This window comes from Qipengyuania soli (genome assembly GCF_015529805.1).
GTDB classification, from domain to species: Bacteria; Pseudomonadota; Alphaproteobacteria; order Sphingomonadales; family Sphingomonadaceae; genus Qipengyuania; species Qipengyuania soli.
Map to the genome: position 1 here is coordinate 2091817 of NZ_CP064654.1, position 14476 is coordinate 2106292.

At 62.4% G+C, this 14476-nt stretch carries 10 protein-coding genes; 6 read left to right on the forward strand and 4 right to left on the reverse strand.

Annotated features, from left to right (window positions below):
* Positions 1-138: 138 nt before the first annotated feature.
* The 5 genes from IRL76_RS10435 (at position 139) to IRL76_RS10455 (ending at position 5691) form a co-directional block, all read left to right on the forward strand.
* On the forward strand, positions 139-1347 hold the full coding sequence (locus IRL76_RS10435) for a toxic anion resistance protein (protein ID WP_200981281.1): 1209 nt from the start codon (positions 139-141) through the stop codon (positions 1345-1347).
* A gap of 10 nt (positions 1348-1357) precedes the next feature.
* The gene (locus IRL76_RS10440) at positions 1358-2116 is read left to right on the forward strand and encodes a hypothetical protein (protein WP_200981282.1); all 759 of its coding nucleotides are present in this window, start codon (positions 1358-1360) and stop codon (positions 2114-2116) included.
* Positions 2116-2427, forward strand: a complete 312-nt coding sequence (locus IRL76_RS10445; RefSeq protein WP_200981283.1) for a polyhydroxyalkanoic acid system family protein — start codon at positions 2116-2118, stop codon at positions 2425-2427. The genes IRL76_RS10440 and IRL76_RS10445 overlap by 1 nt, the downstream gene beginning before the upstream one ends.
* Positions 2428-2632: 205 nt before the next feature.
* The gene (locus tag IRL76_RS10450) at positions 2633-3124 is read left to right on the forward strand and encodes a biliverdin-producing heme oxygenase (RefSeq protein WP_200981284.1); all 492 of its coding nucleotides are present in this window, start codon (positions 2633-2635) and stop codon (positions 3122-3124) included.
* A complete protein-coding gene (locus IRL76_RS10455; protein WP_200981285.1) occupies positions 3121-5691 on the forward strand; it encodes an HWE histidine kinase domain-containing protein in 2571 nt (856 codons plus the stop codon). Before IRL76_RS10450 ends, IRL76_RS10455 begins: the two co-directional genes overlap by 4 nt.
* Here the strand turns inward: IRL76_RS10455 and IRL76_RS10460 are convergent.
* Entirely contained in the window at positions 5688-6308 is a 621-nt protein-coding gene (locus IRL76_RS10460) for a TonB family protein (protein WP_246449685.1), read from the reverse strand. The genes IRL76_RS10455 and IRL76_RS10460 overlap by 4 nt on opposite strands.
* 174 nt (positions 6309-6482) lie before the next feature.
* Between IRL76_RS10460 and IRL76_RS10465 the strand changes: the two genes are divergently transcribed.
* The gene (locus tag IRL76_RS10465) at positions 6483-9269 is read left to right on the forward strand and encodes an MASE1 domain-containing protein (RefSeq protein ID WP_200981287.1); all 2787 of its coding nucleotides are present in this window, start codon (positions 6483-6485) and stop codon (positions 9267-9269) included.
* A gap of 89 nt (positions 9270-9358) precedes the next feature.
* On the opposite strand, the gene IRL76_RS10470 is transcribed toward IRL76_RS10465, so the two are convergent.
* The 3 genes from IRL76_RS10470 to IRL76_RS10480 all read right to left on the reverse strand — a co-directional run bounded on the left by IRL76_RS10470 (position 9359) and on the right by IRL76_RS10480 (position 14365).
* Positions 9359-11839, reverse strand: coding sequence for a TonB-dependent receptor (locus IRL76_RS10470; RefSeq protein ID WP_200981288.1), 2481 nt, complete (start codon positions 11837-11839; stop codon positions 9359-9361).
* A 254-nt stretch (positions 11840-12093) separates the two neighbouring features.
* Positions 12094-13035 carry an isopenicillin N synthase family dioxygenase gene (locus IRL76_RS10475; RefSeq protein ID WP_200981289.1) on the reverse strand — a complete coding sequence of 314 codons (942 nt, stop codon included), beginning with the start codon at positions 13033-13035 and terminating at the stop codon, positions 12094-12096.
* Positions 13036-13048: 13 nt separating this feature from the next.
* Positions 13049-14365, reverse strand: coding sequence for a NupC/NupG family nucleoside CNT transporter (locus IRL76_RS10480; RefSeq protein ID WP_200981290.1), 1317 nt, complete (start codon positions 14363-14365; stop codon positions 13049-13051).
* Positions 14366-14476: the final 111 nt, after the last annotated feature.

Genomic DNA, 14476 nt, shown 5'->3' on the forward strand with positions numbered 1-14476 from the left:
GCGCGCGCACGGGAAAACACTTGCACAGCAAAGGTCTTCGCAGGCACAAACTCGCGACCTGTCTTGAAGATCGTGTCTTATGATCCTAATACAGAGCGACGAAGTTCAATTCGCCGATAATCGGAGACCCGCGCCACCATGAGCGAGAGCAAGACGCAGACCGCAACCGCCACCGACTTCGACCTCAGCCCGCCCGATCCGGTGCCGGCCGTCGCACCGGAAAAGGCGGCGGGCCTGGTGCCCGTGACCGACGAGGTGAAGAGCAAGCTGGAGACCAAGGTCGACGGCTTCGTTGCCGACCTCATCGCATCCGATGCCAATTCACCTGAATTCGGCAAGAAGGTCGACCAGCTCACCAACATGGGCCGCAAGGAAATCATGGCTGCCGCTGGCATGTCCAACCGCTTCCTCGATCGTCCCATAAGGGCAATGGACAAGGACGAAGGCGTCGGTGCGAACCTGGCCGAACTGCGCCGCGTCGTCGAAGATCTGGATCCCGGCAAGCGCGGGAAGCTCTCGGGCACGCGCAAGTTCCTTGGCATCATTCCTTTCGGCAACAAGCTGACCAACTACTTCCGCAGCTACCAGAGTGCGCAGACGCACATCCAGTCGATCCTCGGCAACCTCGCCAGCGGCAAGGACGAGCTGATCATGGACAACGCCGCGATCGACGTCGAACGGCAGAAGCTGTGGGAAGCGATGGGCAATCTCGAGCAGATGATCCACATCTCCAAGACGCTCGACGAGAAGCTCGAGGAGAAGGCGCTCGAACTCGACGCGACCGATCCGGCGAAAGCCAAGGCAGTGCGCGAAACCGCGCTGTTCTACGTCCGCCAGCGCACGCAGGACCTTCTGACCCAGATGGCGGTCAGCGTGCAGGGATATCTCGCGCTCGATCTGGTGAAGAAGAACAATGTCGAGCTGGTCAAGGGCGTCGACCGGGCCAGCACCACCACCGTCGGCGCTCTGCGCACTGCAGTGACCGTGGCCGAGGCGATGACCAACCAGCGGCTCGTGCTCGGGCAGATCACCGCTCTCAACGAGACCACGGCAGGCATCATCGACAGCACCAGCACCATGCTGCGCGACCAAACCGGCAAGATCCACGAACAGGCCGCAGCCAGCACCATTCCGCTCGAGACGCTGCAGCGCGCCTTCCAGAACATCTACGACACGATGGACGAGGTCGACGCCTTCAAGCTGCGCGCGCTCGACAGCATGAAGCAGACCGTGACCCTGCTTTCGAGCGAGGTCGAAAAGTCGAAAGGCTACATCGCCCGCGCCGAAGGTCAGAACCAGGCGCAGCGCCAGGTGGCGGAATCGGGCCTGCTGAGCATCGAGGGCTGAGGGCACGCCAATGGGTGACCTGACCCGCGAAAGTGACCGCCTGATCCGCGAGGCGCGCATCGTGCGCGACGACAATCGCGCCGGCGGGCGGCACCGGCGTGTCGCCTCAATCGGCGAGGGTTCGGCCAAGGTGAAGCGCGATCACCTGAAGAAGAAGCTGCGCAATGTCGCCATCGCGCTGTTCGCGCTGTGGGTCGGCATGGGCGTTCTGGGGCTGATCATCGACGGGCTCGGCTTTGCGGGCGTCATGGCGCTCGTCGTGGCAAGCGTCGTCGCGGTCGCCGTGCTCGGCAATTACCCCAGGCTCAAGACGCCCAAGCTGCCCGAGATCAACAAGGGCAACGTCCAGCAGATGGTCAGCCGCACCGAGCTGTGGCTCGAGGCGCAGCGCCCTGCCCTGCCCCCGCCGGCCGTCACGCTGGTCGACCAGATCGGCGTACAGCTCGACGGGCTCGGCTACCAGCTCGACGGGCTCGACCAGAACCACCCGAAGGCACGCGAAGTGCGCAGCCTGGTGGGCGAGCAATTGCCGCAGATGGTCGAAAGCTACCGCAAGATCCCGGCCCACCTGCGGACCGAGAAGCGCGGCGGATCGACCCCCGACGAACAGCTGACCGACAGCCTCTCGAGAATCAGCGGCGAAATCGATTCGATCACCCGGCAACTGGCCGAAGGCTCGCTCGACGATCTCGCCATCAAGCACCGCTACCTCGACTACAAGTTCGGCGAAGGTGCCGAAACAAGTCCGCAACTGGAGCACAAACCCTGATGCGCGTTCCCATTCCCCACCAGCTCGGCAAGGACGAAGTCCGTCGGCGGTTGCAATCGCGTAGCCACGAGATCGCCAACTACGTGCCCGGCGGAATGGCCGATGTCACGACCGGATGGCCGGACGAGGACACGATGAACCTATCCGTCAAGACCATGGGTCAGGGCGTGAACGGACGGGTTCTCATCGAGGATACCCAGGTGATTTTCGAAATCGACCTGCCTGCAGCACTGTCATTTGTCGAGCCGATGGTCGCGAATGCGATTCGCAGCAAAGGGCAGAAGATGCTGGAGGCCAAGCCGGCCGACTGACCTTCGGACCGCGGCCAATCCCGGTGCTTGGAAAATCCTAAAAACTATCAGGAAATTCGGGAACGAACCGCCGTCCCGTGCGCTTCCACCTATCAGCGTATTGCGTTAGCCGGTGTGGAAGCTATCGCGACCGTCATAGGGGGGCGGGAGTGTTATGGTTCGGGTCGATTCCCTGAGAGAAGTGCTGCGAGATTCAACGCGTGAGTTGCACGACGCGCTTGATGGCATGCTTGCGCCGCTTGCGGATGGCGATCGCTACAGCGAGTTCCTCGCAATCCAGCATGCTGCGCGATTGCCTATCGAAGATTGGTTCGATGCCGAAATCGATGTGCTTCGCCCACCCTCACAGACCGGATTGATCGCGACCGATCTCGCCATGCTCCGTGTGGGACCGTCGAGGAATTCGCCGCGCTTTTGTCCGCAATCGAGCGCAGAAGCGATCGGGATCGCCTGGGTCTTGGCCGGATCCTCGCTCGGCAACCGGGTGATCCTGCGGCGGCGCAAGGCATACGACGGAGGCATGGCCACATGCTTCCTTGCGGATGACGCCATGCCCAGTTTCTGGAACGCCCTGCGCCCGCGTCTGGAACGGCCGGCCAATGAGCGGGACGCGGAATGCGCACTCGCCGGCGCTCGCCGCACCTTCGAACATTTCATCTCTGTCGCTGGCGACAATACTTCGAAGCTCGCTGCATGAGCGAGGTTCAGGAACCACTTTCGCTCGCAAACTGTGATCGCGAACCGATCCACCAGCTTGGCAAGATCCAGGATTTCGGTGCGCTCGTGGCGGTCAATTCCGATTGGTTCATTGCCCATCGCTCTGCCAATCTCGAGAGCATGCTCGGCCTCGACAAGACTGTCGAAATCGGAGCCCGGCTGTCTTCGATAATCGGAACCAATGCGGAAACCAGGATCCGCTCTTCCGCGTCGATCCTCGGCGACAAGGATCATGTCGAGCGCCTCTTCGGCATCGACCTGGCCGGTAACGGAAACCTGTTCGATTGTGCGGTCCACACGTCAGGTGCCTTTACCATTATCGAGATCGAGCCGCATACGGCAGGCGACCTCGAACGCCAGATCGCCATGCTGCGTCCGATCATGGCGAGGCTCGACAAATTCGACCGTCCCGAGACGCTGGCGGGTGAAGCCGCGCGGCAGTTGCGCATGGTTCTCGGCATCGACCGGGTCATGGTCTACCGTTTCCGCGACGACCTTTCGGGCGAAGTCATTGCCGAAGCTAAAAGCGACGACATCGAGGCCTTCTATGGCCTTCGCTACCCGAAGTCCGACATTCCCGCCCAGGCGCGCGCGCTATACGTCCGCAATCGCTTCCGCATCATCAGCGACGTCGAGGCGGAGCCGGTCCCGATCCTTCCCGAGTTCTCACTCGAGGGCGAACCGCTCGATCTCAGCATGAGCACGCTGCGCGCGGTCTCGCCGATCCATATCGAATACCTCCACAACATGGGTGTCGGCGCCTCGCTTTCGATTTCGATCATTATCGACGGCAAGCTGTGGGGCCTGTTCGCCTGCCACCATTACGGCCCCAAGCTGCTGCCCTATTCACAGCGCACCGCGGCCGAGCTGTTCTCCGAGCTCTTCTCGCTGGTCATGGAGCGCGTGCTGGCGCGCGAAATGTCGCACCTGCAGGACGAGGGGCGCGCGGTTCACGACCGCCTCATGCGGGACATTGCCGCAGGCACGCCGCTGACCAAGAGCCTGCCGATGATCGACCCGATCATCGAACGGATAATTCCGCACGACGGTGCCAGCGTGTTCGTGGACGATATTTATGATTCGCGCGGTGCTGCACCGAGCGAGGAAGAATTTCGCGCGATCGCACCCATCCTCAACGCCGCAGCCACAAGCCGCCTGCTGGCGACCGAGGAACTTGTCGAACGCATCCCACGTGCGGCGAGCTTCGCCGACCGTGCCGTGGGCGCGCTGGTCATTCCGATCTCGCGCAGCCCGCGCGACTACCTCGTGCTCTGGCGCAAGCCGCTGAAGCAGGTGGTGAACTGGGCTGGCAATCCCGAAAAGCCGATCGAATATGGACCCAACGGTGCCCGCCTGACCCCGCGCAAGAGCTTCGAGGCGTGGCAGGAAACCGTCGAAGGTCGGGCGGAGCCGTGGACCCCCGCCGAACAGAAGATTGCCGAGGGCCTGCGCGTCACCCTGCTCGAAATCATCCTGCGGCTCACCGACGAGGCCGTGCAGGAGCGAGCCAAGGCGCAGCAGCAGCAGGAACTGCTGATCGCGGAACTCAATCACCGCGTCCGCAACATTCTCAACCTCATTCGCGGCCTGGTGAACCAGTCGAAGGCGGAGGCGAGGGATATCGAGGCATTCGTCGACATCATCAGCGGTCGCATCGGTTCGCTCGCCATGGCGCACGACAACATCACCAAGGGCAACTGGTCGTCTGCCCCGTTGAAGGATCTCATCGACAGCGAAGCCAAGGCATACCTCAGCGGCCAGCTGACCGAGCGGGTCGTCGTCACGGGCCCCGATGTCGAAGTCTCGCCGGAAGCCTACACCGTCTTGGCGCTGGTGCTCCACGAGATGATCACCAATTCGGCGAAATACGGTGCGCTGAGCGACAACTCCGGCACTGTAACCGTCGCCATCGAACGGGACGCGGAGAGCGATCTGCGGATTTCCTGGCGCGAGACTGGCGGACCGCCGGTCAAACCGCCCAAGCGGCGCGGGTTCGGCAGCACCATCATCGAACGCTCGATCCCGTTCGAACTGAACGGCAAGTCCTCTGTCGACTACAAGCTCGCCGGAATCGAAGCGGAATTCTGCATTCCCGCTCGTTTCGTCGAGTGGAAATCTAGCAATACCACAGGGAAGAGCGAGGCTCGTCAGAAAGCCGTGAATCCCGAGATCGGCACAATCCCGGAAACCGTCCTGCTGGTCGAAGACAGCATGATCATCGCCCTCGATACCGAGGATTGCCTGCGCGAACTGGGTGTCGGTGATGTGCCGGTTGCAAGTTCCGTGGCGGGTGCCCTCAGCATCCTTTCGAAGTCGGCGCCCGACATCGCCATTCTCGACTACAATCTCGGTCAGGAGAACAGCGAGGAAGTCGCCGCAGAACTGTCGCGCCGCGGCATCCCGTTCTGGCTCGCCACCGGATACGGCGAGATGCGCGATCGGCTGGACGAAATCGGCGCCAGCGGCCTGCTGGTCAAACCGTATGGTCGTGACGAGCTCGTTTCGATCCTCGCCAGCTTCAAGCCGGACGAAGCCGTCGACGCCTAGTTGAAGAAGCGCTGCTGGTAATAGAACGGCGCGGCAATGGCTTCGCCGGCATCGTTGGTTGCTGGCTTGAAGCGCAACTTCTCCATCACCAGCCGGCAGGTGGCCTGATCCGTGTCCGGGAACGGACTGGGCCGGTAGACCGAGCAATTGGTGGCGCGGCCGTTGGGCTGCACGGTCACCTTGACGATGACCGATGTGCCGATCCGCGCCTCGCGACCTCCGGGCGGTACAGGGAAGTCGCGCGCCGAGTTGAGCTGTCCCGAAATTATCTCGGGCTTGGTCGCCATGCCTCCGCCGCGCCCGTTGCCACCATTACCGCTTCCCGTTCCGCTGCCCGACCCGGCCGACCCGGTTCCCGAACCGCTGTCTGTAGCGCCCGACGTGTCGGCCGGCCCGGTTGAGGATGCGCGCGGGGCGGGCTTGTCTTCCTTCATCCGTACCTTGGGCGTGGGCGCGGTGTTCGGCTTGGGAACGGCATCCTTGCCAGGATCGCCCTGCGCACCTTCGGGTTCGGGAGCTTCCGGTTCTTCTGGTGCGGTCACCGTGACAGTGAATGCCGACACGACTGTCCGCTCCACCGTAGCCACTGCCCCGGGAGCGAAGCTACGTATCAGCACGTAGAAGATTCCCAAATGAATCAACACTATGAGGAAGATAACCCAGACATTGGGCCGCTTCCTGATTGCTGTGTAACGGGTAACCTCTTCCTGCATCCAGCAATAACGACAAACGCCGCCTCCGTGTTCCTATGCGGGTCGATCAAGTGCGATCGCGACCCGGAGGAGAATTGAATGACGGTATCGACCGGATTGCAACCCACCCTCCCTGCCAAGCGCAGGCAGGACCTGCGGCAAATCGCGATAGCGGGAGTTGCCTGCATCGGCTTCACGGCTTTCGCCTATTTCAGCATCGACCTGACGCGGAGCGGTGGGCGGATCGCGTCGATCTGGTTGCCGAATGCCCTCGCAGTTGCCTTCCTCCTGCGGTTTCGGATGGGAACGGAGTGGGCCATATTGGTTGCGATGGGAGCAGGGAATGTCGCTGCCAATCTGCTGCAAGGTGACGACCTTGGTCACGCGCTGATGCTGTCGAGCGCCAACCTGCTTGAGATCGTGATCGCGACGCGCCTGTCGCGCCATAGGTGCAAGGGGGCACCACAAATGGACGACACCGGGGACCTGCTCAGGTTCAGCCTGGCTGTCGGTCTCGTCGCACCTGTATCGTCGGCACTTGTCGCCTCTCTAGCGCTTGCGGAAAGCGTGGCGGAATTGGAGGCCATTTACCTGAAATGGGCCATCGCCGATGCCCTGAGCCTGCTGATCATCGCGCCAAGTTGCATGATTGCAATCGATGCCATCCGGAACCGGCGGCGGCCGACGCGACAGGAACTTGGCGAATGGCTGGTGCTGTCGGTGTTCGGCACGAGTGTGACCTTGGTCATCTTCCTGCAGAACGCTTACCCTCTGCTGTTCCTCGTGCCCCCAGTGGTCGTGGCGCACGCCTTCAGGCTTGGTCTCCTGGGGACCGCCTTTTCGACGATGAAGGTTGCCATCATCGCGATGGTCTGCACGGAATTGGGCAGGGGTCCGATCAATCTGCTCGCCTACGATAGGAGCGAGCAGCTGTTGGTGCTGGAAGCCTTCCTCGCCTCGGCAATCGTTGTCGGCCTCCCGGTTGCCGCAATCCTGGCGACAAGGAAGAGGATGACCGATGCTCTGATCACGCAAAGGTCCGAACTGGCTCTGCTTGCCGAAAACGTCACCGACGCCATTCTGAGATACGACGAGCACGGGCTTTGCACCTATGCTTCGCCCTCGACCCTCAACGTGCTGGGAATGCCGCCCGAAAAGTTCGTCGGCCTTTCTCCGAGCGAGCGGCTGCACCCGGATTCGTACGACAGCATACGTTCGGTCGAGGAGCGGTTGCTGTCGGGAGCCAGCCCCAAGGAGCGTTTCACATACCGCCGCTATCTCGATGCGCCAGACGGCTCGCCCGTTTTCATCGAAGCCGACTGCGCCGTCGCGACCAATGCGCGTACGGGCGCTCGCGACGGAATCGTAGTTTCGGCTCGCGATGTCACGCCCAGGGTCGAGCTCGAGCAACGCTTGAAACGCGCCATGCGCCACGCCGAAAATGCGGCACGGGCCAAGGCCCAATTCCTTGCGAACATGAGCCACGAGATTCGCACGCCGATGAACGGTGTGCTGGGCTTTGCGGAACTGCTGCAGCGGCAGGGCCTTGAAGGCGATGCGGGACGCTATGCCAGACTCATCGAACGGTCGGGTCGTTCGATGATGATGCTGCTGAACGACATCCTCGACATCTCGAAGATCGAATCGGGGAAACTGGTCGTTTCGTCAGAATCGATACTGCTGAGCCAGCTGGCGGCGGACTGTGTCGAGCTCCATGCTACGCAAGCCGAGCGCAAGGGGATCAATCTCGACCTCGTCTTGGACGGGGATCTCCCGCGCCACATCGAAAGCGATCCCCTTCGCCTGCGCCAGATCCTCCTCAACCTGATCGGAAATGCGATCAAGTTTACGGAGACCGGGACGATCATCGTTTCCGTCATGCGTGAAGGGAAGCGGTTGTCCCTTTCCGTGGAAGACAGCGGGATCGGGATCGACGAAGCACGGCTGGAGACAATCTTCGATCCGTTCGTCCAGGCCGAGGGTGACACGACACGCCGGTTCGGAGGCACGGGCCTCGGGCTCAGCATCTCGCGCCAGCTTGCGCAGCTGCTCGGCGGCACCCTCTCCGTCGATTCCATGCCTGGGGTCGGATCCCGCTTCGCCTTGCGCATCCCCATCGTGGAGCCCGACATTGCCGCCGCCTCGCCTGAGGAAGGCGGGCAATCGAAAGTGAGTGCTCCCCCGGGCGGACGCGTACTCCTGGCCGAGGATCACGACGTGAACCGCATGCTCGTGACCGCGATGCTCGAGGAGCTCGGCCAGGAAGTGGAAGTGGTACACGATGGGGTTTCTGCCATCGAGGCCATCTTCGACGCCCAGGCTGGCGGGAGCATGTACGACCTCGTGCTGATGGATATCCAGATGCCGGGCTGCGACGGCTATGCCGCCACGAGAACAGTGCGGGCCGGGGGAATTGGGCCAGACCAGCTCCCGATCGTGGCACTGACAGCCAATGCCTATCCCGAGGATATCGCCGCTGCCCAGGACGCGGGAATGCAGGCACATCTTGCAAAACCGCTGGTGTTCGAGGACCTTGCGGCTGCGTTGGCGCGATGGCTGCCGGTGCGGATTATCGACGATGCGCGCGAGCCACCCCGCATACCGGCACGCAAGCCGGCTTCCACCGCCCCTGAACTCAACGATCGCTGGGCCCTTCGACGCAGCGAAGCCATCGAGGCTGTGTCCAATGCAGTCCGCTGCGGGACAATGGATGGTGAAGGGATCGAGGACCTGGCGCGCACGGTCCACAAGCTTGCCGGGACTGCGGGCATGTTCGGCGAGGAAGAACTGGGCGTCCGTGCCGCGGCTCTTGAGCGCGCCCTGCGCTCGAGCGTCGAACCCGAAGTCCGCCAGCGCCTCGCCGAGGAATTGCTGCAGGCAGCCTAGCCCCGGCGCATGAAAAAGGGCGGCCATCCCGAAGGATGACCGCCCCTAGTCTTGTCCGGCCCGGAGTAAGCCCCCGGTGCCTTATTGTCTTAGAAGCCCCAGATGAGCGACGCGGTGAAGGCGCGCGGCGGGCCGATGTTCACGAACGCACCCGAAGTCGTTAGGCCGGTCGATGCCGAACCGATGTAGACTTCATCGAGCAGGTTGGTGACGTTGATCTGGACGTATGCCTTTTCGAGGTCTTCGTTGAAGTGACCCAGCGAGAGGCGCATGTCGAGATCGGCCACGGTGTAACCCGGAAGCTCGACGGTGTTGATGTCGTTCAGATAGCGGACGCCGGTGCGCTTGATCTGCGCGCCGAGTTCCACCGGACCAAGTTCGGCCTGGGCGCGGGCGCCGAGGGTGAACTTCGGAGCGCCGGCTTCACGCTTGCCGGCAGTTGCAGCGAACGAGTTGGCACCGGTCTGGACGTCGTCTTTGATGTCCGACTTCAGGTAGGAACCGAAGACATAGAGCAGGAACGGGTCCGAAGGCTTCCACGAGATGCTGCCGTCGATACCGTACTTGTCGACCGTGCCCAGGTTGCGGGTGATGGTGCGGTCAAGAACCGGATCGTAGGCGGAGGCCAGACGGTTGTTGTAGCGGTTGAACCAGCCCGAAACCTGAGCCTGGACGTTACCGGTCTGGTAACGGAGGCCGAGGTCGAACGAGTCCGAGGTTTCCGGAACCGGTGCAACACCGACGAAGAGCGAGCCGTAAAGGCTGTCCGTGCCCGGGACCGACAGGTTCTTCGCGTAGCTTGCGAAGACGCTGAAGGCGTCGGTGAAGTTGTAGGTAAGGCCTACGTTCGGGAGCAGCTTGTCGTACTTGTACTTCGCCGAAACCGGCGCGACGTAGCTCGAGTTGGCTGCCACGTAAGCTGCGATGTCGGCGTCGCCGTTGATGCAGTTCACGTTGCCCGATGCGTCGGTCGTAACGCAGTACTGGTTCAGGTCACGCGAGAAGAACGGTGCACGCACACCCACCTGGGCAACGAGGTTACCGAACTCGCCACGATACTCTGCCGAAACCTGGTTGAGTGTAGCATACGAAAGGCGGTTACGCTTCTGGGGCGCAACGCCATCGTTGTCGAGCAGCGGATCGTTGATCGGGAATACGTCCACCGGCTCGCCGTTCGGCAGCAGCGAACCTGCGGTGCCGGTCTGGCGGTGACGCGCGCGGTCGAAGGTGTAGGCCAGACGAACGCGGTTGTTGGCGTCGATGTCGTAGATCAGGTTGGCGATCACGCCATAACGACGGGTCTGCGTGTGGCTGGGCGAAAGGATCGTCACGTAGTCCAGCGTATCGCCGTCACCGTTCAGGTCGGTCCCGCCGAAGTAGTAGTACTGCGTCGAACGGTTGTTGCGCTGCGGATTACGCGCATCGGTCCGGAAGATGCCGCCGGTGAAACCGTCGGGCGAGAAGCCTTCGTAACCGATCGAGGTGCCGCCGCCGTTGGCCTTCACGTACTGGAAGCTCGGGTCGACCGTGAGGGTCAGCGAGTCGCCGATCGAGAAGCGCGAGTTGCCGCGGATGTTGCCCGTGTTCGAGGGGTTGTAACGACGCTCGAAGGGAGTGCCGCACGAGTTGTAGCGGTCCTGGACGCCATTGACGCCATCGACGAGCGTGCAGGGCGTGCCGTCCGACAGGTCGTAGAAGCGGTCTTCCGGATCCTGGATGGCATAGGTTTCGATACCGCTGAAGTTCGACGGCGAGCCGTTGAAGTTGTTGCGGTTCTGGTTGTAGTGACCGGCGATCGAGATGAAGTCGCCATTGTCGCCCAGCGGCTGGAACAGCTTGGCGTTGTACTGCTGCTTGTCGACGCCGCCGTAGTTCGAGAAGGTCGAGTCGTTCTCGGTACGCGAAGCGCTGATGTAGGCCTTGAGGCCACCGGCAGTCAGTTCACCGGTCTCGATCTTGCCGAAGAAGCGGTACATCATGCGGTCGCCCGGGTCGCCGCGCGAAATGATGTTGCCGTAGGTGATGCTGGTCAGGACGCCGAACTCGTCGTCGGGAACCTTCGAGCGGATGTTGATCGTACCGCCGGCTGCCGAGGCGGTCGGGCTGTCGACGTCGGTCGAACCGAGGCTGACGGTCGCATACTCGATGATTTCGGGGTCGAGCATCTGGTTGGTGTAGAGCGCATAGTTACCCGAGTCGTTCAGCGGAACGCCGTCGAAGGTCTGCGAGATACGGTCCGACGAGAAGCCGCGGATGGTGAAGCTGCCACCAAGCGAACCGAACGGGTCGTTGTTGGTGAAGCTGACGCCCGGGACGAGGTTCAGCGTATCGTTGATCGTCTGGCCGGGGGTCTGGCGGCCGATCAGTTCGGAGTCGATCTGGACCTTCGCCTTGGGCGAATCCGGAATATCGACGCCACCGACATCGGTTGCGCGGGCGCCCGAAACGACGATGACGTTTTCGTCGTCGAAGTCGGCCGAACCGGTTGACTGGGCTGCTGCTGGCGAAGCGACCATTGCGCTTGCTGCAATGCCGACCGCCGAAGCAGTCAGGAGATATTTGAACTTCATCTTGAAGACCCCTTACGTGTCCGAAACTATGTGCTCAAAGGAAAGCGGTGCCCGGTTATTCCGGTGACGTTTCGGCAAAGCGGAGGATTTATGACAGAGTCAAGACAACCGTGGCCGCATTGACTCACGAGCACCGGAAATCCCGAATAAATCGCTTTATATCAGATACTTAGATATGTTGCAGAAAGGCAACGCGGGATAACTTTTCCAGCTATCCCGCGAATTCCTGCCAATAATGCTGCAATGCAGCGTCCCTAAACGAGATTGATTTCGCGCAGGCGCTGCAAGAGGAAATCGTGACTCGAAATCGGTTCGGGATGATGCTCCGGCCGCTCGGGATCGATGCACGAGGGCAGCGTTTCGATGACGTAATCCGGCCGGAAATGCAGGAAGAACGGCATCGAATAACGTGCCCGGTAAGCAGCCTCCCCGCGCGGGTTGACGACGCGGTGGGTGGTCGAACGCAGCTTGTTGTTGGTCAGACGATCGAGCATGTCGCCGATATTGACTACCAGCGCACCTTCGGGCGGCGCGACAGCCTTCCATTCGCCCTGCGCGGTAAGCAGTTCGAGACCGGCCTCTTCTGCTCCCAGCAAAAGCGTGATGGTGTTGATATCGCCATGAGCCGCTGCGCGGATGGCGCCCTCGGCTTCGGCACCTTCCAGCGGTGGGTAACGCAGCAGGCGCATCACCGAATTGCCGTCCTTGACGGTGGCGGCGAAATAATCGCGATCGAGGCCGAGGTGCAGTGCGATGCCCTCGAGCACGCGCGCGCCGGCCGCCTCGAACGCGGCATAGAGTTCGCTGAAGGTCTCGCGGAAACCCTCGACCTCCGACGGCCAGACGTTGTCGGCCATGTACTGGGCGAGCGGGTGACCTTCGGGAAGCTCGCGCCCGACGTGCCAGAATTCCTTGAGGTCATGGACCTTGGCGTCCTTGGCCTTCTCGGTCCCGAACGGAGTATAGCCGCGCGCGCCGCCGCCGCCGGGAATGTGATAGGCCCGCTTGGCCTCTTCGGGCAGCGCGAAGAACGCCTTCGACAAAGCTTCGGCGCGGTCGATCAGTTCCTGCGGGATGCCATGGTCGCGGATTACGGCGAAGCCATACTCCTCGAAGCTGCGTCCAAGATCGTCGGCAATGGTTTCGAGCGGCTGTGCGAGTGACACAACCGCAATTTCGGTTTTCGAGTCGGTCATAATGTGTGCGCCCTTAATACGGGAGGAAGAGTCCCGCCAGCGCCGCGCTCATCAGGTTGGCGAGGCTGCCGGCGGCGAGAGCGCGCAATCCCAGCTTGGCGATGACCGGTCTTTGATTTGGCGCAAGCCCGCCAGTCACTGCCATCTGGATGGCGATCGAGCTGAAGTTGGCGAAACCGCACAGCGCGAAAGTGACGATGGCGCGGGTCCGCTCGCTCAACACGCCCGGCTCCATCGCGCCGAGGTCGATGAAGGCGACGAATTCGTTGAGCACGATCTTGGTGCCGAACAGCCCGCCTGCGGCCCCGGCCTCGGCCCAGGGAACGCCCAGCAGGTACATGACCGGCGCGAAGACGAAGCCGAGCAGTTTCTGGAACGACAGGTCGGCCATGCCGAACCAGCCGCCGATCCCGCCGAGAATGCCGTTGGCCAGAGCAACCAGCGCGACGAAGGCGAGCACCATCGCACCGACCGCCACCGCCAGCTTGACGCCGGTCTGCGCGCCCTGCGCCGCGGCTTCGATGATGTTGGCAGGCTTGTGGCCTTCCTCGAAGGTCTCGGCGACCTCGACCTCGTGCGGCTTGTCGCCTTCGGTGATCGCCGCCGGTCCGTCACCGCTGATCCGCGCGGCGGGCAGCGCGACACCGCCCTGCGGATCGTTCGCTTCGTCCTCGTCGGGCATGATGATCTTCGCCATCAGGATGCCGCCCGGCGCCGACATGAAAGCGGCGGCGAGGAGGAAGGGCAGGTAGCTGTTACCGAGCAGGCCCGCATATGCGGCCAAGATCGTGCCTGCCACGCCGGCCATGCCGACGCTCATGAGGGTGAACAGACGGCTGGGCGACAGGGCAGCAAGATAGGGGCGCACGACGAGCGGGCTTTCCGACTGGCCGACGAAGATATTCGCCGCCGCACCGAGCGATTCCACCTTGGAAATGCCCGTCACCCAGCCGATCGCCCCGCCGACCCAGCGCACCACGCGCTGCATGATGCCGAGATGGTAGAGGATCGAAACGAGCGCGGCGAAAAAGATGATCACCGGCAGCGCCCCCAGCGCAAAGGTGTTGGCGAGCGGGTTGGTCTCGTTCGGTCCGAAGAGGAACTGCGTCCCCTGCCCCGCATAGGACAGCAGCGCCGCGACCCCGTCCGCCATGCCCTTGATGACCGCACGACCGCCTGTGGTGCCCAGCACGAGGAACGCCATGAACGCCTGCAACGCGAACGCCGCGCCAACCACCCTCAGCTTGATGCGGCGCTTGCCGACCGAAAGCAGGAAGGCGATCGCAAGGATCGCGACGATGCCGAGCAGGTTGATGACGATTGGCGGCATGGTGCGAAATCCTCGAAGGGCGGACAAGTTGCGGATGAAATCAACGGCTGTCTTGCGCGTGGCGGGCCGTTAGTCAATTTTCGCGCCCTATCGCAGCATCGCCTGTGAACA

Bases quoted from the DNA above. Each gene is read 5' to 3' on its own strand.
- IRL76_RS10435 (WP_200981281.1), top strand. From the start codon at position 139: ATGAGCGAGAGCAAGACGCAGACCGCAACCGCCACCGACTTCGACCTC.
- IRL76_RS10440 (WP_200981282.1), top strand. From the start codon at position 1,358: ATGGGTGACCTGACCCGCGAAAGTGACCGCCTGATCCGCGAGGCGCGC.
- IRL76_RS10445 (WP_200981283.1), top strand. From the start codon at position 2,116: ATGCGCGTTCCCATTCCCCACCAGCTCGGCAAGGACGAAGTCCGTCGG.
- IRL76_RS10455 (WP_200981285.1), top strand. From the start codon at position 3,121: ATGAGCGAGGTTCAGGAACCACTTTCGCTCGCAAACTGTGATCGCGAA.
- IRL76_RS10465 (WP_200981287.1), top strand. From the start codon at position 6,483: ATGACGGTATCGACCGGATTGCAACCCACCCTCCCTGCCAAGCGCAGG.
- IRL76_RS10470 (WP_200981288.1), bottom strand. From the start codon at position 11,839: ATGAAGTTCAAATATCTCCTGACTGCTTCGGCGGTCGGCATTGCAGCA.
- IRL76_RS10475 (WP_200981289.1), bottom strand. From the start codon at position 13,035: ATGACCGACTCGAAAACCGAAATTGCGGTTGTGTCACTCGCACAGCCG.
- IRL76_RS10480 (WP_200981290.1), bottom strand. From the start codon at position 14,365: ATGCCGCCAATCGTCATCAACCTGCTCGGCATCGTCGCGATCCTTGCG.